Source organism: Streptomyces sp. RKAG337, assembly GCF_023701715.1.
Classification (GTDB): Bacteria; Actinomycetota; Actinomycetes; order Streptomycetales; family Streptomycetaceae; genus Actinacidiphila.
In genome coordinates this window covers 1,831,427-1,851,578 of sequence record NZ_JAJOZA010000001.1, presented here as the reverse complement: position 1 = coordinate 1,851,578, position 20,152 = coordinate 1,831,427, and the positions used below count along the sequence as shown (strand labels likewise).

14 protein-coding genes and 1 pseudogene are annotated in these 20,152 nt (G+C 73.6%); 10 read left to right on the top strand and 5 right to left on the bottom strand.

Annotated features, from left to right (window positions below):
• The first annotated feature begins 127 nt into the window (after positions 1-127).
• The 9 genes from rimP to LNW73_RS08050 all read left to right on the top strand — a co-directional run bounded on the left by rimP (position 128) and on the right by LNW73_RS08050 (position 12,823).
• The gene (gene rimP, locus LNW73_RS08090; protein WP_250978012.1) at positions 128-679 is read left to right on the top strand and encodes a ribosome maturation factor RimP; all 552 of its coding nucleotides are present in this window, start codon (positions 128-130) and stop codon (positions 677-679) included.
• Between the two features lie 2 nt (positions 680-681).
• Positions 682-1,701, top strand: coding sequence for a transcription termination factor NusA (gene nusA, locus LNW73_RS08085; protein ID WP_250978013.1), 1,020 nt, complete (start codon positions 682-684; stop codon positions 1,699-1,701).
• Positions 1,702-1,782: 81 nt separating this feature from the next.
• On the top strand, positions 1,783-2,082 hold the full coding sequence (locus tag LNW73_RS08080) for a YlxR family protein (RefSeq protein WP_138356691.1): 300 nt from the start codon (positions 1,783-1,785) through the stop codon (positions 2,080-2,082).
• Positions 2,083-2,234: 152 nt separating this feature from the next.
• A complete protein-coding gene (infB, locus tag LNW73_RS08075) occupies positions 2,235-5,405 on the top strand; it encodes a translation initiation factor IF-2 (RefSeq protein ID WP_250989477.1) in 3,171 nt (1,056 codons plus the stop codon).
• Positions 5,406-5,598: 193 nt separating this feature from the next.
• The gene (locus LNW73_RS08070) at positions 5,599-5,892 is read left to right on the top strand and encodes a DUF503 domain-containing protein (RefSeq protein WP_138356689.1); all 294 of its coding nucleotides are present in this window, start codon (positions 5,599-5,601) and stop codon (positions 5,890-5,892) included.
• A gap of 61 nt (positions 5,893-5,953) precedes the next feature.
• Positions 5,954-6,484, top strand: coding sequence for a 30S ribosome-binding factor RbfA (gene rbfA, locus LNW73_RS08065; RefSeq protein ID WP_250989476.1), 531 nt, complete (start codon positions 5,954-5,956; stop codon positions 6,482-6,484).
• Positions 6,481-7,404: a tRNA pseudouridine(55) synthase TruB gene (gene truB / locus LNW73_RS08060; protein WP_250989475.1), complete on the top strand. Its 924-nt coding sequence runs from the start codon at positions 6,481-6,483 to the stop codon at positions 7,402-7,404. Before rbfA ends, truB begins: the two co-directional genes overlap by 4 nt.
• 323 nt (positions 7,405-7,727) lie before the next feature.
• The gene (locus tag LNW73_RS08055; protein WP_250989474.1) at positions 7,728-11,732 is read left to right on the top strand and encodes a serine protease; all 4,005 of its coding nucleotides are present in this window, start codon (positions 7,728-7,730) and stop codon (positions 11,730-11,732) included.
• Between the two features lie 131 nt (positions 11,733-11,863).
• On the top strand, positions 11,864-12,823 hold the full coding sequence (locus tag LNW73_RS08050; RefSeq protein ID WP_250989473.1) for a bifunctional riboflavin kinase/FAD synthetase: 960 nt from the start codon (positions 11,864-11,866) through the stop codon (positions 12,821-12,823).
• 55 nt (positions 12,824-12,878) lie between these two features.
• Here the strand turns inward: LNW73_RS08050 and LNW73_RS08045 are convergent, their stop codons facing one another.
• The 5 genes and pseudogenes from LNW73_RS08045 to LNW73_RS08025 form a co-directional block, all read right to left on the bottom strand.
• The gene (locus LNW73_RS08045; RefSeq protein ID WP_250978019.1) at positions 12,879-13,544 is read right to left on the bottom strand and encodes a response regulator; all 666 of its coding nucleotides are present in this window, start codon (positions 13,542-13,544) and stop codon (positions 12,879-12,881) included.
• Positions 13,541-14,809, bottom strand: coding sequence for a sensor histidine kinase (locus LNW73_RS08040; protein ID WP_250989472.1), 1,269 nt, complete (start codon positions 14,807-14,809; stop codon positions 13,541-13,543). Before LNW73_RS08040 ends, LNW73_RS08045 begins: the two co-directional genes overlap by 4 nt.
• Before the next feature lie 4 nt (positions 14,810-14,813).
• Entirely contained in the window at positions 14,814-15,638 is an 825-nt protein-coding gene (locus LNW73_RS08035) for an ABC transporter permease (protein WP_250989471.1), read from the bottom strand.
• A complete protein-coding gene (locus LNW73_RS08030) occupies positions 15,635-16,567 on the bottom strand; it encodes an ABC transporter ATP-binding protein (RefSeq protein WP_250989470.1) in 933 nt (310 codons plus the stop codon). Before LNW73_RS08030 ends, LNW73_RS08035 begins: the two co-directional genes overlap by 4 nt.
• Positions 16,568-16,796: 229 nt before the next feature.
• Positions 16,797-19,396: pseudogene (locus tag LNW73_RS08025) on the bottom strand (AAA family ATPase).
• On the opposite strand from LNW73_RS08025, the gene LNW73_RS36300 reads away from it, so the two are divergent.
• On the top strand, positions 19,323-20,135 hold the full coding sequence (locus LNW73_RS36300) for a hypothetical protein (protein WP_250993136.1): 813 nt from the start codon (positions 19,323-19,325) through the stop codon (positions 20,133-20,135). The pseudogene LNW73_RS08025 and the gene LNW73_RS36300 sit on opposite strands and share 74 nt — an antisense overlap.
• Positions 20,136-20,152: the final 17 nt, after the last annotated feature.

The window sequence follows — 20,152 nt, the reverse complement described above, 5'->3', positions numbered from 1 at the left end:
CTCCGGCGGCAGGGCAGCGCTGGGGGGCGAGTCACGCCGAATCGTCGATCCGGTGTCGGAACCGATAGGCTTTGGGGCGACACGCGACCTTCCATACAACAGCACACGCGGCCGAGGAGTCACCCGGATGAGCACCACCCAGAGCGAGAGGCTGCGCGGATTGCTGGAGCCGCTCGTCGCCAAGACGGGTCTGGATCTGGAAGAGATCACTGTGACCGCGGCGGGCAGCCGGCGGCAGCTGATGGTCGTGGTGGATTCCGATGACGGCGTGCAGCTCGACGCGGTCGCCCAGCTGAGCCGGGACATCGCCCAGGTGCTCGACGACACGGACGCGATGGGCCAGGGCGAGTACGTCCTGGAGGTCAGCTCCCCGGGCACCGACCGGCCGCTGACCACGCCCCGGCACTTCCGCCGCAACGAGGGCCGGCTGGTCAAGCTGACGCTCAACAACCACGAAGAGCTGACCGCGCGGATCATGGCGCTGGACGAGGCGGGCCTCGATCTGGAGGTCCCGGGCATCAAGGGGCGCAAGCCCAAGCCGCGCCGGGTGGAGTTCGCGGAGATCGCGAAGGCCCGGGTGGAGATCGAGTTCAACCGCAAGAACAAGGACGACGACGTCGACGCAGCGGATACGGCCGACGCCGACACCGACAGCGACGAGAGCATTGAGGAGGCGTAGCCGTGGACATCGACATGAAGGCCCTGCGGGGTTTGGTGCAGGAGAGGCAGATTTCGTTCGACCTGCTGGTCGGGGCGATCGAGTCGGCGCTCCTCATCGCCTACCACCGGGAGCCGGGCAGCCACCGCCGGGCCCGGGTGGAGCTGGACAAGTCGTCGGGACATGTGACGGTGTGGGCGAAGGAGGACGCGTCCGAGGTCGCCGAGGGCGCCGAGCCCCGCGAGTTCGACGACACCCCTTCCGGGTTCGGCCGGATCGCCGCCTCCACCGCGAAGCAGGTCATCCTGCAGCGGCTGCGGGACGCGGAGGACGACATCACGTTCGGCGAGTACGCCGGCCGTGAGGGCGACATCGTCTCCGGTGTCGTCCAGCAGGGCATGGACGCCAAGAACGTGCTGGTCGACATCGGCAAGATGGAAGCCATCCTGCCGGTGCAGGAGCAGGTGCCGGGCGAGGACTACAAGCACGGTGTGCGGCTGCGCTCCTACGTCGTCCGCGTCGCCAAGGGCGTGCGCGGACCGTCGGTGACGCTGTCGCGCTCGCACCCCAACCTGGTGCGCGCCCTGTTCAAGATGGAGGTCCCGGAGATCGCGGACGGTTCGGTCGTCATCGAGGCGATCGCCCGCGAGGCCGGCCACCGGACGAAGATGGCGGTGCGCTCCACCCGCTCCGGGCTGAACGCCAAGGGCGCCTGCATCGGCCCGATGGGCTCCCGCGTGCGGGCGGTCATGGCGGAGCTGCAGGGCGAGAAGATCGACATCGTGGACTGGTCGGACGACCCGGCCGACATGGTGGCGAACGCGCTGTCGCCGGCCCGGGTGTCCCGCGTCGAGGTCGTCGACCTGTCGGCCCGCTCGGCCCGGGTGACCGTGCCGGACTACCAGCTGTCGCTCGCCATCGGCAAGGAGGGGCAGAACGCCCGCCTCGCCGCCCGGCTGACCGGCTGGCGGATCGACATCCGTCCGGACATCGAGCCGGAAGGCGCCGAGGAGTCCGACGAATCGGACACTTCGCGCGCCTGAACGTCAACTCACGACTGATCGAACAACCGTGCGTCGAATAACCCGAAGGGGTGAGGTCGGCGCGGGGAGGTAGACTTAGCAGTGTCTGGCCGGACGCGTTCCCTTGCGTGCCCTGAGCGAACCTGTGTGGGTTGCCGGGAACGGGTGGCCAAGAACGATCTGCTGCGTGTGGCGGTGAGCGGTGACGCGTGCGTCCCCGATCCTCGCGGTACGCTGCCCGGTCGGGGTGCTCACTTGCACCCCGACCTGGTCTGTTTCGACCTGGCGGTTCGCCGCCGGGCCTTCTCCAGGGCCTTCAGGTCCAAGGAGACGTTCGACACCGCGGAACTCCGCCGGTACGTCGAGCAGAACACCAAGCCCGTCGAAGTGGCGGCACCGTAAGTGAACGGCACGGGTATCCGTGCGGTCAGGTACCTCGCGAGTCGGAAGTAGGTCGAGATTGCGATGAGCACCACTCGATGAGTACGCGATGAGTACGAGCATGAAGTAGCGACGGTCCGGCGGACGATCACCCCGGACCTAAAAGGAGCGAAGTGGCTAAGGTCCGGGTATACGAACTCGCCAAGGAGTTCGGAGTTGAGAGCAAGGTCGTCATGGCCAAGCTGCAAGAACTTGGTGAATTCGTACGTTCGGCGTCCTCGACGATCGAGGCGCCGGTTGTTCGCAAGTTGACTGACGCTTTGCAGGGGCCCGGTGGCGGAAACGCCGCGAAGCCCGCTGCCAAGCCTGGCGCGCCCCGCAAGGCGACGCCTGCCAAGCCTGGCGCCCCCACTCCGGGTGCGCCGGCCCGTCCCGCTGCGCCGGCTCCCAAGCCGGCCGCGGACGCCCCCGTAACTCCGGCGGCTCCGGCCGCCACGGGCACCGGCTCCACGCCGGCCGGCCCCCGTCCGGGTCCGAAGCCGGCCCCGGTCAAGCCCGCTCCGGCGGCTCCGGTACCGGTCGCGGAGTTCTCCGCCCCGGCTCCGGCCCAGCAGGCGCAGCAGGCGCCGGCGGCCTCCGCTCCGGCGGCTCCGTCCTCCGCGCCGCGTCCCGCGGGTGCCACTCCCGGCCCCCGTCCGGCACGTCCGGCCCCGGCACAGCGCGAAGAGCGCCGTGACGGCGGTCAGCGTGACGCCGCGCCGCGTGGCGACCGTCCGGCCCGTCCGGCCGGCCAGGGTGCGCCCGGTGGCGCCCCGCGTCCCGGTGGCGCCCGTCCGGCGGGTCCCCGTCCGGGCAACAACCCCTTCACCTCCGGTGGCTCCACCGGGATGCAGCGCCCCGGTGGCGCCCCGCGTCCCGGCGGTGGCGGCCAGGGTGCTCCCGGCGGCGAGCGTCCCGCTCGTCCGGCCGGCACGGGTGGCCCCGGTGGCGCTCCGCGTCCCGGCGGCGCGCCTCGTTCCGCCGGTGGCCCTGGTGGTTCGGGCGGTCCCGGCGGTGCCGGTCGTCCGGCTCCCGGCGGCATGCCCCGCCCGCAGAGCTCCGGCCCGCGCCCGAACCCGGGCATGATGCCGCAGCGTCCCGCCCCGTCCGGTGGTCCCGGCGGCCGCTCCGGCGGTCCCGGCGCCCGTCCCGGTGGCGGTCCCGGTGCTCGTCCCGGTGGCGGCAGCGGTGGTCCCGGTGCTCGTCCCGGTGGCGGCGGCGGTGGCGGTTTCGCCGGCCGTCCGGCCGGTCCCGGTGCGCGTCCCGGCGGCTTCGGCGGCCCGCGTCCCGGTGGTGCTCCCGGCGGTGGCGGTGGCTTTGGTCCCCGTCCCGGCGGCTTCGGCGGCCGTCCCGGCGGCCCCAACGCCCGTGGCGGCACGCAGGGTGCCTTCGGCCGCGGCCCGAACGGCCGTCCGGCCCGTGGTCGCAAGTCGAAGCGCCAGCGTCGCCAGGAGTACGAGAGCATGCAGGCCCCGTCCGTGGGCGGCGTGCTGCTGCCCCGCGGTAACGGTGCCGCCGTACGACTGCGTCGCGGCTCCTCTCTCACCGACTTCGCCGAGAAGATCAACGCCAACCCGGCGTCGCTCGTCCAGGTGATGTTGAACCTCGGCGAAATGGTCACGGCGACGCAGTCGGTTCCCGACGCGACGCTGCAGCTGCTCGCCGACGAGATGAACTACGTCCTGGAGATCGTCAGCCCGGAGGAGGAGGACCGCGAGCTGCTCGAGTCCTTCGACATCGAGTTCGGCGAGGACGAGGGTGGCGAGGAAGAGCTCGTCTCCCGTCCGCCGGTCGTGACCGTCATGGGTCACGTCGACCACGGTAAGACCCGCCTCCTCGACGCGATCCGCAAGACCAACGTGGTCGCGGGCGAGGCCGGTGGCATCACCCAGCACATCGGTGCCTACCAGGTCGCGGCCGAGGTGAACGGTGAAGAGCGCAAGATCACCTTCATCGACACCCCCGGTCACGAGGCGTTCACCGCCATGCGTGCCCGTGGTGCCAAGTCGACCGACATCGCGATCCTCGTGGTGGCGGCCAACGACGGTGTCATGCCGCAGACGATCGAAGCGTTGAACCACGCCAAGGCGGCCGGCGTGCCGATCGTGGTCGCGGTCAACAAGATCGACGTCGAAGGCGCCGACCCCGTCAAGGTGCGCGGTCAGCTGACCGAGTTCGGCCTCGTGGCCGAGGAGTACGGCGGCGACACCATGTTCGTCGACATCTCCGCCAAGCAGGGTCTGCACATCGACAGCCTGCTGGAGGCCGTGGTCCTCACCGCGGACGCCTCGCTCGACCTGCGGGCCAACCCGGAGCAGGACGCACAGGGCATCGCGATCGAGGCTCACCTCGACCGTGGCCGTGGCGCCGTGGCGACCGTGCTCGTGCAGCGCGGCACCCTGCGCATCGGCGACACCATGGTGGTCGGCGACGCGTACGGCCGAGTCCGCGCGATGCTCGACGACCGTGGCAACACGCTGGAAGAAGCGGGCCCCTCGACTCCGGTCATGGTGCTCGGTCTCACCAACGTGCCCGGCGCCGGCGACAACTTCCTCGTTGTCGACGACGACCGCACGGCCCGTCAGATCGCCGAGAAGCGTGCCGCTCGTGAGCGGAACGCGGCGTTCGCCCGCAAGGGTGTCCGGTTCTCCCTGGAGAACCTGGACGAGGCCCTGCAGGCCGGTCTGGTGCAGCAGCTCAACCTCATCATCAAGGGCGACGCGTCCGGTTCGGTCGAAGCGCTCGAGTCCTCGCTCATGCAGCTGGACGTCGGTGCCGAGGTCGACCTGCGCATCCTGCACCGCGGTGTGGGTGCGGTCACCGAGTCGGACATCAACCTGGCATCGGGTTCCGACGCCATCGTCATCGGCTTCAACGTGCGCGCCGAAGGCCGCGCCACGCAGCTGGCCGAGCGCGAGGGTGTCGACGTCCGGTACTACTCGGTGATCTACCAGGTCATCGATGAGATCGAGGCGGCCCTGAAGGGCATGCTCAAGCCGGAGTACGAAGAGGTCGAGCTCGGCACCGCCGAGATCCGCGACGTCTTCCGTTCCTCCAAGCTGGGCAACATCGCCGGTGTCCTCATCCGCTCGGGCGAGGTCAAGCGCAACACCAAGGCGCGACTCCTCCGCGACGGCAAGGTCATCGCGGAGAACCTCAACATCGAGGGTCTGCGCCGGTTCAAGGACGACGTCACCGAGATCCGGGAAGGCTACGAGGGCGGTATCAACCTCGGCAGCTACAACGACATCAAGGTCGACGACGTCATCGCGACGTACGAGATGCGCGAGAAGCCGCGCGGCTGATCGCCCACCCGCCGCCCGGCCACCACCCCTGGTGGGCCGTGCTGCGCACGGGCAGTGCATGTCACCGGGGCCGGTCGGCGGAGATATTCCGTCGATCGGCCCCGGCCGTTGCGTGTACCGTTCACATCATGGATCGCGCCTGTCACCAGGGGCGTAACGACGAGGCCTCCCAGGGCGGCTAGCCCTGTCGCCCATGTATGCAGGAACGCTGTCCTTCGACCTCCTCCTCGGCGACGTACATTCGCTCAAGGAGAAGAGGTCCGTCGTCCGCCCGATCATCGCCGAGCTGCACCGCAAGTTCGCGGTCAGCGTGGCGGAGACGGGCGAGCAGGACCTTCACCGCAGGGCCGAGATCGGCATCGCGGTCGTGTCCGGGGATCTCGGACACATCAAGGACGTACTCGACCGGTGCGAGCGATGGATGATCGCCCGGCCCGAGGTGGAACTGCTGTCGGCACGGCAGCGGATCCACGGCGACGACGACTGACCGATCGGCGGTCGGCCGGCGCCTGGAAGACCAGAGCAGTAACGAAGAAGGAGACGGACAAGTGACCGACACCTCGCGGGCGCGCAAGCTGGCCGACCGCATCCGGGTCGTGGTCGCGGAGACGCTGCAGCGGCGGATCAAGGACCCGCGGCTCGGCTACGTGACGATCACGGACACCCGGGTCACGGGTGACCTGCAGGACGCGACGGTGTTCTACACGGTCTACGGCGACGACGAGGACCGTGCGGCCTCCGCCGCCGCCCTGGAGAGCGCCAAGGGCATCCTGCGCTCCGAGGTCGGTCGGCAGCTCGGGGTGCGCTTCACCCCGACGCTGACGTTCGTCGCGGACGCCCTCCCGGAGAACGCGAAGACCATCGACGATCTGCTGGCCAGGGCACGTGCCTCGGACGAGCAGGTGCGCAAGGCCGCCACCGACGCCTCGTACGCGGGCGACGCGGACCCGTACCGCAAGCCGGTGGAGGACGAGGACGACCTCGACCTCGACGGCGAGGACGACGCGGCGGACGCCGACGCCGACGCCGACGCGGCGAAGACCGCGAAGGACGACGACAAGGGCTCCGCGACCGCATGAAGCGCAAAGGCCAGGGCCCGGACGGCCTAGTCATCGTCGACAAACCGGCCGGGCTCACCTCGCACGCCGTGGTCGCCCGCATCCGCCGCTTCGCCGGCACCCGGCGCGTCGGGCACGCGGGCACCCTCGACCCGATGGCGACCGGAGTGCTCGTCATCGGCGTCGAGAAGGCCACCCGCCTCCTCGGCCACCTCGCGCTCACCCGCAAGGAGTACGTCGCGACGATCCGGCTCGGCCAGACCACCGTGACGGACGACGCCGAGGGCGAGGTCACGGAGACCGCCGGCGCTGCCGGGGTCGAGCTGACGGCCGTCCAGGCCGGAATCGCCCGGCTGACCGGCGACATCCTGCAGATGCCGTCCAAGGTCAGCGCGATCAAGGTCAACGGCGTCCGCTCGTACACCAGGGTCCGGGAGGGCGAGGAGTTCGAGCTGGCCTCCCGCCCGGTGACCGTCTCCTCCTTCGTACTGCACGAAAACCGCACCGCGACGGCGGACGACGGCACGGCCGTCCTGGACCTGGACGTCACCGTCGAGTGCACCTCCGGCACCTACATCCGGGCACTGGCCCGCGATCTCGGCGCGGACCTGGGCACCGGCGGCCATCTGACCGCGCTGCGGCGCACCCGGGTGGGCCCGTACGACCTGAGCAGCGCCCGCACCGTGGACGAGCTCGAAGCGACGTACCAGGCCGACGGCGCGGAAGCCTTCCAGGTCATGCCGATCGGCGAGGCCGCCGCCGCGGCCTTCCCCCGCTGGGACGTGGACGCGGACCAGGCCCGGCTGCTCGTCAACGGCGTCCGCCTCAAGACCGACGGCATGGGCCCCGGCACCCACGCGGCCTTCGACCCCGACGGCCGCTTCCTGGCCCTCGTCGAGGACCGCGACGGCCAGACGAAGATCCTCGCGGTCCTCGTCTGAGGTTCGTCGCACTTGCGTCACGGCGACGAATTGGGCTTCGACGAGGACGACATGCTCGGCCAGGCCGGGTCCGACACCTGGCGGCGTCCGCCCGGCGGGCGACCCCATCGTGGAGCGGGCGTCCGTGTCCCCGCGCGGACGCCCGCTCCACGATCCCCCTCCTGCTCGTATACCTATCCTCCCCACACCCGGAATTCACCCCAACGGGCGGGCGCTCGGAGTGAACTTCGGGGTGTACGGGGGCGCGTTGGGTGCGCGATCAGTAGCGGGCGATCACCGTGGGCATACCGTGGAAGGCGGTTGACCAGCGGGGAGGTGCGCGGATGGCGGTGCGGCCCTGCGACGGTGACGACGCCTTGGTGCGGGTGTGCGATCTGGCCGGGCGGCCGCGCGGTACCGGATTCCTCGCCGATCTCGGCGGCACTCTCCTGACGAGTCACGAAGCCGTCGACGGACTGGCCCGGCTGGTGCTGCACGCCCCCGGCGACCAGGTCTGCCTCGTCGGCGCGGACGCGATCACGCCGCTGCCGGAACTGGGGCTCGCGCTCGTCGCGACCGAAGGCATCAGTCTCCGGCCGCTGCCGGTCGCCGCCTCCGGGCCCGCGCACCCGGAACGCCGGGTGCGGCTGCGGGCCCGCGGCTGGACGGACGCCGTCGTCGTCGGCACCGCGTCCGTGACGTACACCGCGACCGACCGCTTCCACCTCCTGGACGAGGTCTACGAACTCGCCCTCGACACCCCGGAGGTGCTGCGGGTCCACCCGCAGGCGTCCGGCAGCCCCGTGATCGACGCGGAGACCGGCGCGGTGCTGGCCGTCATCGCCACCGCACTGCACGCCGGACACCGGGCCGGCGGCTTCGCCGTCCCGCTGCGGGCCGGATCGGGGCCGCTGGCGGAGCTGCTCGCCCGCAACGCCGCCACCGTGCCCGCCTACGGGCCGCACCTCAACCTCGCCGGCGCGCTGCAGCTGACGGCCACCTCGGTCGGTTCCGCGGCCGTACCGCGCGAATGGCGTGAGCCGGTCGCCAGGCCGGGGACGGACGACGAGCTGCGCGACTTCCTCGGCAGGGGAGGGGACCGCGGACCGCTCGTCCTGGGCCTGGTCGGCGACCCCGGCTGCGGGCGCACCACCGAACTGGCGGCGCTGGCCGCCCGCCGCGCCCGGGGCGCGGAGCCCGCCCCGACGGTGTGGCTGCGCGGCGCCGAACTGCGGCCGGGCGACGGCGGGTTGAAGGACGCGGTGGAACGCTCGCTGCGCACCGCGGCCCGGATCGTGTCGGCGGCGGGCGACAGCAGGGGCGAGGCGCCCGTCGCCTCCCCGGACGCGGTCGCGGACCTGGCCCGGTCGGCGGGCCGGCCGCTGCTCGTCCTGCTCGACGGCCCGGAGGAGATGCCGCCCGTTCTGGCGCACGCGCTGCCCGACTGGACGGCCGGTACGGCGAGTTGGCTGCGGGCCGGCGGTGTCCGGCTGGTCGTGGCGTGCCGGCCCGAGTACTGGGAGCAGGCGGGCGCCCTGTTCCCCGCCGGAATGCTCCATGTGCCGGCGGAGGCGCCGGCCGTGCCGCCCGGCGCCCCGGCCCGCGCGCTGCCGCTCTGCGTCCGGCTCGGCGACCTCCCCGAGCGGCAGGCCGTGCGCGCCAGAGCCCGGTACGGGATCCCGCCCGGTGCGCTGGCCGCGACCGACGCCGCCCATCCGCTGGCCCTGCGGCTGTTCGCCGAGATCCGCGCGGCCCTCCCGGAACCGGCGGCGCCCGACCCGGCGGGAACACCCGCCGGGGACGCCGTGCCCGGCCGGGCGGAGATCTTCTCGGCCTATCTGGACCTGGTGTGCCTGCGGATCGCCGTCCGGCTGACCGCGGGCGCCGACAGCCCCGCCCGGGGGACCGCCGTCCGGCGGCTGGCCGCCCGGGTCGCCGGGCAGGTGCACGAGGCGGCGCGGCGCTGTCTGGGGCCCGGCCAGGGCGAGCTGGACCGGGAGTCCTTCGAGGACCTCTTCCCCTGGCGCACGGGCTGGGCCTCGGCGGTCCTCACCGAGGGCCTCGTCGTTCCGGCGGGAGCCGGATACCGCTTCGCGCACGAGGAGTTCGCCGACTGGCTGCAGGGCCTGCACCTGGACCTGGACGAGGCCCTGTTCGCCCTCGTCCACCGGTGGTTCGCCGCCCCGGCGGGCGCCGCGGAGGCCCCGGTCCGGCTGCCGTCGCGCCCCGGGGCCCGCGCCGGTCACGCCCCCGGCCACACCGTGCCGCCGGCCCCTCCGGTCGGCCCCGCCACCGCTCCGCACTCGCTTCCGGTGCCCCGCCACCGCATCGGCCCCGTCATCCAGTCCCTGCTGCTCACCGCCCGCCAGTCCGGCCCCACCGCCCTCGCCCGGCACCTCGAAACGCTGATCCACGCCCTCGACCAGCAGGCCGCGGAGCCGAGCCGGCTCGCCGCCCCGCCACCGCCGCGGACACCGCCACACCCCGGGACACCGCCCCGGCCGGCGGCGAACGGTGAGCCGGAAGGGGAGCGGGACGGCGAGCCGGACGTGGCCGGGCCGGCTCCTGACCTGATGGACCGCCTCATGGACCGATCCCTGGCGGGCGATCCGCCGGCGGACGAGGCGGATCTCGACGCGGACACCGTTCCCAACCGGCGGCCCGCTGCGGGGCGCGCGGCGGTCCCGCCGCCCCGGAGTCCGGCCGCGGCGGAGCCGGCCCCGGCGACGCCCCCCGCAGCCGGTGCGAGCGGAGAGCCGCGCCCACCCGTGCCCGCGCCGGAAGCGGCCCGGCGGGCGGACGCCGTGTGGTGGGCGGCGCATCTGCTGGGTGAGGTCCTGCTGCGGGTGCCGGACGCCGATCAGTACCGGGGTGTGCTGCGGCTGCTGGCGGAACGGATCACCGTGCGGTCGATCGAGCGCGGCGGGTTCGGCCCGCAGGGCCTCGGCGGACTGGCGGAGTTCGGCCCCTGGTTCTGGCGGCGGCTGGAGCTGCCGCTGGGGGAGCGGCTCGACCTGCTGCGCCTGCTCCTGCCCGCCGACGGCCCACCACCGCAGAACCCGCAGAGCCCGCAGAACGCACAGAACCTCCAGAGCATGCACGGCGTCCAGAGCCCGCCCGGTCCGTCCGAGCGGTTCCTCCCGACCGTCGGAGAACTGCTCTGTGGCGCGCCGCGCGCCGCGCTCCCCGTGATCTGCGGCTGGTTCGGCGACGACCGGCCGCTGCAGACCGACACGGCGCTCAGAGGCCCGCGGCCGACCGTCGCCGCCGCCGTCCAGGCGCTGCTGCACACCCACCGGCACCGCGCCGTGGACGATCTGACCGAGGCGCTGGTCGAGGCCGCGCACCCCGGCGCCGATGAACTGCTGGCCGCCCTCGCGGAGGACGAACCGTCGGCGGTCTGCCGCGCCGTCGACCGCTGGGCGCACGAGGAACGACCCGCCCGGCACGTCGCCGCCGCCGCGTACGGGCTGCGCGCCGCGCCCTACGTACGATCCGACGCCGACCGGGAACTGCTGCGGTACGCGGCGCTGGCGATGCTCGCCCGCACCGCGGACTGCACGCTGCACGGAGCGGCGCTGGCCCTCCTCGTCCGGGACCCCGCGACCCGCTCCCGGCATCTGCCGGCCGCGCTCACCCACTTCGCCGCGGGCGATCCACAGCTGCCGGCCGGCGCCCTCGCCGCCGCGCTCGCCTCGCATCCGGAACCGGTGCTCGCCGCGTTCCAGGGACGGCTGCGGGAGCCGGGCGCCGGCGCCGGGGAGGTGCTGCGCGAACTGGCGGCGGTGACCACGCCCGCGCTGGCCCGCCGCGCGGCCGGCCTCGTACGGGACCATCTGCGGCACCGGCCGGAGGGCGCCGTCCACGCGGCGGAGTTCCTCGACCGGCGTCTCGAGCAGGGCGCCTCCGCCCGCGCGGTGGTGTTTCCGCTGGTCGTGGAGTTGCTGCGGGAACACCCGCCGGAGGTGCGGCGCGCGGTCGCCCCGGTGCTCGCCGCGCCCGGCAGCCACATCTCCCGGCCGATGCGCCAGGAACTGCTCGACGTGGCACTGGAACGCGAACGCGACCCCGACGTGCTGGACGCGCTGCTCGGCGCCGCCGCGGACGGCTGCGCCCGCCGTCCCCCGCTGCTCACCCGCGATCTCGTGCACCGTCTCGGCCTGCTGCTCGGGCGCACCCCCGAAGGCGCCGCGCACTTCGACCGGCGCCTCGTCCAGCTCGCCGCCGCCTCCCCGTGCTTCGCCCGGCTGGTCCGCGGCTGGCTGGACTCCGACGGCGCCTGGGACGCCGTCATCGGCCCCAGCGCCCGCCGGCTGTGCGAGCAACTCGCCGTACCGTCCACCCCGTAGGGGCAGGTCGCGGCCCGTGCCGCGGGCGCGGCGGCGGGGCCGGTGGCTGAGCCCGGCACGGGGACATGGCAGGCTTGGACCCGTACAGGCATACACAGCTATTCGGTACGACGAGGAAGCGGAGCGTCAAGGTGCAGCGCTGGCGGGGCTTGGAGGACGTTCCCGGGGACTGGGGACGCAGCGTCGTCACCATCGGCTCCTACGACGGCGTGCACAGGGGGCATCAGCTGATCATCGGGCGGGCCGTCGACCGCGCCCGTGAGCTGGGTGTCCGGTCGGTGGTCGTCACGTTCGACCCGCACCCGAGCGAGGTCGTGCGGCCGGGCAGTCACCCGCCGCTGCTGTCCGCGCACCACCGCCGTGCCGAGCTGATGGCGGGACTGGGCGTCGACGCGCTGCTCATCCTCCCCTTCACCGCGGAGTTCTCGAAGCTGTCGCCCGGCGATTTCGTGCGGACGGTGCTCGTCGACGCGCTGCACGCGAAGCTCGTCGTCGAAGGCCCGAACTTCCGGTTCGGGCACAAGGCCGCCGGTGACGTCGAGTTCCTCTCCGCGATGGGCCTGAAGTACGACTACGAGGTCGACGTCGTCGATCTGTACGTGCGCGGTTCCGCGGGCGGCGGTGAGCCGTTCTCGTCGACGATGACGCGCCGGCTGGTCGCCGAGGGCGATGTGGCGGGCGCGATGGAGATCCTGGGCCGTCCGCACCGCGTCGAGGGCGTCGTCGTCCGGGGCGCGCAGCGCGGCCGCGAGCTGGGCTTTCCGACGGCGAACGTCGAGACGCTGCCGCACACGGCGATCCCCGCGGACGGCGTGTACGCCGGCTGGCTGCACGTCGACGGCGAGCCGATGCCCGCCGCGATCTCGGTCGGCACCAACCCGACCTTCGACGGCACCGCACGCACGGTCGAGGCGTACGCGATCGACCGCGTCGGGCTGGACCTGTACGGGCTGCACGTGGCCGTCGACTTCCTCGCGTATCTGCGGGGGATGGAGAAGTTCGACTCGATCGACGCGCTGCTGGTGCGGATGGTGGAGGACGTGAAGCAGTCCCGCGAGCTGATCGACGCGGCGCCGACGCCGAGCTCCTGACCCTCCGGGTCGCATCCAGGGTGCCGGGCCGGGGCCGGGGTCTCCGGCCCCGGCCCTACGCCGGTCGGACCAGCCGGGTCTCGTAGGCGAAGACCACCGCCTGTACGCGGTCGCGCAGCCCGAGCTTGACCAGGATCCGGCTCAGATGGGTCTTCACCGTGGCTTCGGCGAGGTGCAGGCCCGCGGCGATCTCCGTGTTGGACAGCCCGCGGCCGACCTCCACGAGGACCTCGCGCTCCCGGGCGGTGAGCCGGCCCAGGCGCTCGTCCCCTTCCGCGGCGCTGTTGCCGGCCGGGAGCTGGTGGGCGAAGTTCTCCAGCAGGCGGCGGGTGATCCGGGGTGCGACGACGGCGTCGCCCGCGGCGACCGACCGGATCGCGGCGAGCAGTTCCTCGGGCAGCGCGTTCTTGAGCAGGAAGCCGGACGCGCCCGCGCGCAGCCCCGCGAAGGCGTACTCGTCCAGGTCGAACGTGGTCAGGATGAGCACCCGGGTCTCCGGGCAGGACTCGACGATCCGGCCGGTGGCCTCGATCCCGTCCGTGCCGGGCATCCGGACGTCCATCAGCACCACGTCGGGCCGCAGCGCGAGGGTGAGGCGGACGGCCTCGGCGCCGTCGGCGGCCTCGCCGACCGGCTCCATGTCGGGCTGGGCGTCGAGGACCATCGTGAAGGCCATCCGCAGCAGCGGTTCGTCGTCGACGAGAAGCACCCGGATCGTCACAGGGCACCGTCCTTGTCCTGGAGCGCGTCCTCGTCCTGGGGCGGATTCAGGGTGAGCACGGCCGAGACCCGCCAGCCGCCGTCCGGCTGCGGACCCGCGTCGAGCTGCCCGCCGTACGCGGCGGCCCGTTCGCGCATCCCGGGAATCCCGTGCCCGTTCCCGTGCTTGGACGCGGCAGGGGACGGATCCGCGGGCGCGGTCACGGCGGGGCCGTCGTCGGTGACGTCCACGCGGACGGCATCGGGGGAGCAGCGCACCCGGACCTCGGCACGGGTGCCGGCCGGGGCGTGCTTGAGAGTGTTGGTCAAGGCTTCCTGTACCAGTCGGTAGACGGTGAGTTGGGCCGCCGCGGTGGCCGCGTCCGGGTTGCCGCTGACACTCAGACGGGTCGGCAGCCCGGCGGCGCGCACCTGTTCGGCGAGCGGCTCCAACTGGGCGATGCCGGGCATGGGATGGCGCAGCGCGTCCGGTTCGTCGGCGCGCAGCACCCCGAGGAAACGGCGCATGTCGGTGATGGCCTGCCGGCCGGTCCCGGAGACCTGCCGCATCGCGGCGGCCGCCTTCTCCGGGTGCCGCTCCTGCGCGAAGACCGCGCCGTCGGCGAGCGCGACCATCACCGACAGGTTGTGCGTGACGATGTCGTGCATCTCGCGGGCGATCCTGGCCCGTTCACCGGCCACCGCGAGCTGCGCCTGCTGGTCGCGCTCCCGCTCCAGCCGTCCGGCCCGGTCCTCCAGCGCGGCCAGGTACGCGCGCCGGGTGCGCACGTTGACCCCGATCACGGCGGCGGCGATCACCATCGCCGACAGCGCGATGAACGACTGGGTGGTGCGTCCGTGCGTCGCCCAGGTCAACGCGGCCAGCAGGGAGCCGAGTTCGAGCACGGCGACGGCCGACAGCGTCCGGAGCCGGGAGGAGTGGGCGGCCACGGTGTACAGCGCGATGAGCAGCGCGACATCGGCGGGCAGCGGGGCGCCCGCCAGCCATTGGAGGAAAGCGACCGCCGCCATGACGCCGAAGACGGCCAGCGGGGCCCGGCGCCGCCACACCAGCGGGATCAGCAGCAGCCACTGGAAGACCACGAGGGACGTCGAGCGGGACAGATCACGGTGGGCCAGGCCCGCCGTCGCGAACAGCATGGCCGCCGTGAGCACGGCGTCGGCGGCGACCGGCGGCAGCTTCGCCCGCACCAGCTGCCTGGCGCGCCCGAGATGGGCGCGCCAGGACCGCACCGTTTGCCGGAGCGCGGGCGCGGCGGGCGTCACCGGCTCACGCGTCCCGGCGTTTGAGTGCTGCCGCCGCCGCTGCCAGAGCGACGGCCGTGTAGAGACAGAAGACTGCGAAGCCGGTCCATGGGGCCAAGATATGCGGCTCCCGGTGGGCCGCCAGCAGTGCCTGTCCCGCATTGCTCGGCAGGTACTCGCTGATGGACCAGGTCGTGGGCAGCGCCTCGGTGAGCAGCGGCAGCACCATGAGCAGCCCGAAGACGGTGGCGATGCCGCCCGCCGTACTGCGGATGAGAGTGCCGAGCGCCACGCTCAGCAGGCCGACCACGGTGAGGTACAGGCCGGCGCCGAACACCATGCGGGCGGCGCCGGGCGCACCGAGGGACGTACCGATGTGCTGCGAGGACAGGATCGCCTGGCCGGCCAGGAACGCGATGAGCGACGCCGTCGTCATCGCGAGGAACGTCACCGCCGTGTACACGGCGGCCTTCGCCCACAGCACCGGAAGCCGTCGCGGGACGGCGGCGAGCGTCGCGCGGATCATGCCGGTCGCGTACTCGCCGGAGACGACGAGGACGCCGAGGACCGCGACGGCGAGCTGCGCGAGCAGGAAGCCGCGCACGCTCACCCCGGCCGCGCTGAACCTGAGCCGCTCACCCGGGTCCATGTGCGGCCAGCGGTTCGCGCTGACCGCGCAGAAGAGCAGTCCGAGGCCGATCATCACGACCACGGCGGCGGTCAGCGTCACGAGCGTGGACCGGAGGGTGCGCAGCTTGATCCACTCGGAGTGCAGAACGCGGAGCTGGGTGACGTGGCCGCGGACGGCGGGACCGCTCGCGGCGGCCGGACGGTCGAGGAGGGTGGTCATGCCGCACGCCCTTCGTGGTTGGCGACGGGCGGCGCCTGGTACTCGACGGCGTCCCGGGTGAATTCCATGAACGCCTGCTCCAGGGAGGCCTGTTGGGGAGTCAGCTCCGCGAGGGCGATGGCGTGGTCGGCGGCGATCCCGCCGATCCGGTCGCTGGTCAGACCGGTCACCTCCAGCACCCCCGCGGCCTCCGACACCACGGTCACCGCAGGGCCCGCCAGCAGCCTCCGCAGCCGGTCCGCGTCATCGGTCCGCACCCGTACCGAGGTGCCCGCCGCGCCGCGGACGAACTCCTCCACCGAGGTGTCGGCGATCAGCCGGCCGCGGCCGATCACGATCAGGTGCTCGGCGGTGAGCGCCATCTCGGACATCAGGTGCGAGGAGACCAGGACCGTACGTCCTTCGGCGGCCAGGCTCCGCAGCAGATTGCGGATCCACAGGATGCCCTCGGGGTCCAGGCCGTTCACCGGTTCGTCCAGGACGAGCGTCGCGGGGTCGCCGAGCAGCGCGCTCGCGATGCCGAGGCGCTGCCCCATGCCGAGCGAGAAGCCGCCCGCGCGCTTCCTCGCGACCTCGCGCAGACCCACGATGTCGATCACCTCGTCGACCCGGCCGCGCGGGATGCCCGTCGTGACGGCGAGCGCCAGGAGGTGGTGGTACGCCGAGCGCCCGGTGTGGATCGCGCGGGCCTCCAGCATCGCGCCGACCTCGTGCAGCGGCGCCCGGTGGTCGGCGTAGTGCCGGCCGTTCACCGTGACCCGGCCGGCCGACGGGGCGTCCAGGCCCAGGATCATCCGCATCGTGGTGGACTTCCCGGCGCCGTTGGGGCCGAGGAAACCGGTGACGGCTCCCGGCCGCACGGTGAAGCTGAGGTCCTCGACGGCGGTGCGCTCGCCGTAGCGCTTGGTGAGTGCGTGGGCTTCGATCATCGGAAGGTCCTCTTGGCCGGCAGCGGTCGGGGGATGCCCCAACGCTAGGCCGCCGACCAGGGCGCGCACGATGACCCACAGGCGGAACTCCCGGGCGCCCGGCTGCATCCCGGGATGGAACGGGACTACACCGGGTGATGTACGCCGCGGCCCGCGCCACCGCGCGAAGAGGGCCCCGCCGCTGCTGCGACGGGGCCCTCCGGGGTGGTGCTGTGGCTACTGCTCCGCGCTAGTGCTGGGGCGGAGGCGGCGGGTAGCCGTAGCCCGGCGGCTGCTCGGGCGGTGCCTGCTGCGGCGGCTGCTGCGGCCAGCCCTGCTGGGGCTGCGGCTGGTACGGCTGCGGCGCCTGCGGCTGGTACTGCTGCGGCGGTTGCGGTGCCTGCGGTGCCTGCGGATACGGCTGACCCGGACCCTGGGGCGCCTGGCCGTGGAACCCGGGCGGAGGCGGCTGCTGCTGGTACTGCGGCTGGCCTTGCTGCGGACCCTGCTGCTGGCCGGGGACCGGCGGTGCCAGGTGCGGCGGCGGGTTCCCGTCGGCGGTCCACAGCCCCTGCGCCTGCTGCGCGCGGATGAAGTCCTCGGCGACCATCGCCGAGAGGTTGAAGTACGCCTCCCGGGTCTTGGGACGCATCATGTCGAGGTCGACCTCGGCGCCCGCGGCCAGGTGCTCGTCGAACGGGACGACCATCACCCCGCGGCAGCGCGTCTGGAAGTGGGCGACGATGTCGTCCACCTTGATCATCTTGCCGGTCTCGCGGACCCCGGAGATGACCGTGATGCTGCGCTGCACCAGTTCGGCGTAGCCGTGCGCCGACAGCCAGTCCAGCGTGGTGCTCGCGCTGCTCGCGCCGTCGACGGACGGCGTGGACACGATGATCAGCTGGTCGGCCAGGTCGAGCACGCCGCGCATCGCGCTGTAGAGCAGACCGGTACCCGAGTCGGTGAGGATGATCGGGTACTGCTTGCCCAGCACGTCGAGGACCCGGCGGTAGTCCTCGTCGTTGAACGCGGTCGACACGGCCGGGTCCACGTCGTTGGCGATGATCTCCAGCCCGGAGGACGCCTGCGAGGTGAACCTGCGGATGTCCATGTAGCTGTTGAGGTACGGGATCGCCTGCACCAGGTCGCGGATGGTCGCACCGGTCTCCCGGCGGACCCGGCGGCCGAGCGTGCCGGCGTCCGGGTTGGCGTCGATCGCGAGGATCTTGTCCTGGCGCTCGGTCGCCAGCGTCGAGCCCAGGGCGGTGGTCGTCGTGGTCTTGCCGACGCCGCCCTTGAGGCTGATCACCGCGATCCGGTAGCAGGACAGCACCGGAGTACGGATCAGCTCCAGCTTCCGCTGCCGCTCCGCCTCCTCCTTCTTGCCGCCGAGCTTGAACCGCGACGGCGTCGCGTTGGCACCGGGCCGCTTCGGCTTCGGCTGGTTCTTCAGCAGCCGGTCCGACGACAGCTCGACGGCCGCGGTGTAGCCGAGCGGCGCGCCCTGTACGGAACGCTGCCGCTGGTCCGGCGTCACCGTCGGCCAGCCGCCGGTACGCGGATCGGCCGACGGGTCCTCCGGCGGAGCCGGGTGCTGCGGCTGGACCTGCGGTTGGGCCTGCGGCGGCGCGTACTGCTGGGGCTGCGGCTGCTGTGGCTGCTGCGGGGCCGGCGGCTGGGGCTGCGGCTGCTGTCCCGGCGGCGGGAATCCGTACCCGCCGTGCGGCGGCAGCGGCTGCAACGCCGCACCGGGGCTGGCCTCCGGCGGCAACGGCGCCGCGGGCGGCGGGAATCCGTAACCGGCCGGCGGCATGGGCGCGGACGCCTCAGGACCGGGACCGGACGCGACGGGCGGCTGCGGAGCCCCGCCCTGCGGGAACCCGTAACCCTGCTGGGGCGCCGGGGCCGGGGCGGCCGGGGGCAGCGCCGGATTGGGCCAGGGCGCGCCGGTCGGCGGAGCGGCGCGGTCCTCCGGAGCGGGCTGCGGCAGCGGCGCGAAGGTGCCCGGCTGCGGCTGCGGTGGCTGCGGCTGACCACTCTGCGGGAACCCGTAACCGGGCTGCGGCACCGGCGGATTGGGGCTCGGCCACGGGGCGGCCGACGGCGCGGGAGCACGGTCCTCGGGCACCTGCGGCGCCGCGGGAGCGTCGGCGGCCTGCGGGAACCCGTACCCACCCTGCGGTGGCTGCTGCGACAACGGGGGCTGCGGCTGGGGCTGGAGCTGCGGCTGCGCTCCGGCCGGCGGGAACCCGTACTCGGGCTGCGGCGCGGGGCCGGGGCGGGCGCGGCCGGCGCGGGGTTCGGCCAGGGCGCGGGCGGCGGCGTACGGTCCTCCGGCGCGGGGGCCGGAGCGAAGTCCTGCGGAGCGGGTGCCGGGGCCGGTGCGTGCACAGGAGCGGGCGCGTCGGCGGTGGGTCGCGGGAACCCGTAGCCGTCCTGCGCGAGCGGCGGTCGCTGCGCTCCCGGCTGCGGGAATCCGTACGCCGGCTGCGGCGGGGGAGTGTGGTCCTCCTGGCGGTCCGCCGGGACGGGCGTCGGCGTCGGCGCGGGTGCGTCGGCGGGCCGCGGGAAGCCGTATCCGCCCTGCGGCAGCGGCTCCGCCGCGCGCGGGGCGGGAAGGTTCGGCGTGCCCGGTCCCTGCTGGGCCGGCGGGAAGCCGTAGCCGGCCGGCGGGGCGGCGGGCTCGACGGTCTCCGGGGGTGCCGGGGGAGCGAACGTGTAGTCGGCGCCGGGAGGCGTCGGCGCGGACTGCGCGGGAGCGGGCCACGGCGCACCCGTGGGCGGGGTGGCCCGGTCGTCGGGGAGCGGCGGCGGCGCGGGGGCGTCCGCGGCCTGGAAGTGCGGCGGCAGCGGCGGGACCGCGCTCTGCGGAGGGGCCGGGGACCACGGCGCGACCGGGGCCGGCGGCGGCGTCGGCACCCACACCGGACCCTCGGACGGCGGAGCGTCCATCACCGGTGCCGGCTTCTGCTCCGGCTCCACGGGAGCCGACGGGGTCTCGGCCGTACCCGCTCCGGGCCGTGTACGCAGCGAGCCGGGCGCGATCCGCACCGTCGACTCGCTCCGTACCGCGCCCGGCAGCTCGTCGTCGTCCCGCTCGGGCTCCGCGACGGGGGCGTCCGCGGGACGGTCCTCGCCGCCGCTCGGCTTGAGCGTCGGGAACGCCGGAACAACGGAAGGGGCGGGCGCCGCGGCCTCGGCGGCAGCCGGTTCCGGAGCTGCTGCAGGAGCCGGAGCAGGAGCGGGAGCCGGGACGAACGGCACCGAGGTCGCCGACCAGGACGGCTCGCTCGCGGCATCAGGAGCCGGCGACGGCGCCGCGAACGGTGCGGCCGGCGGTGCGGCAGGCGGCGAAACCGGGTTCACGGGCAGGGGAGCGGGAGGAACGGGCGCCGCCGGAGGCGTCACCCAGGGCGCGGGCTCAGGCTCGGGCCGGGACTCCTCACGCACCGCGGGAGCGGGAGCGTCGCCGGCACCGGAGTCCTCATCCGCAGCCGCACCGGAGTCGGTATCCGTATCCGGGTCGTCGCCGCTGTCACCGCTGTCGTCCCCACCGCTGTTCTGCATGTACCAGGCGGGCGGCGTGTAGTCGAAGGTGAACTCACC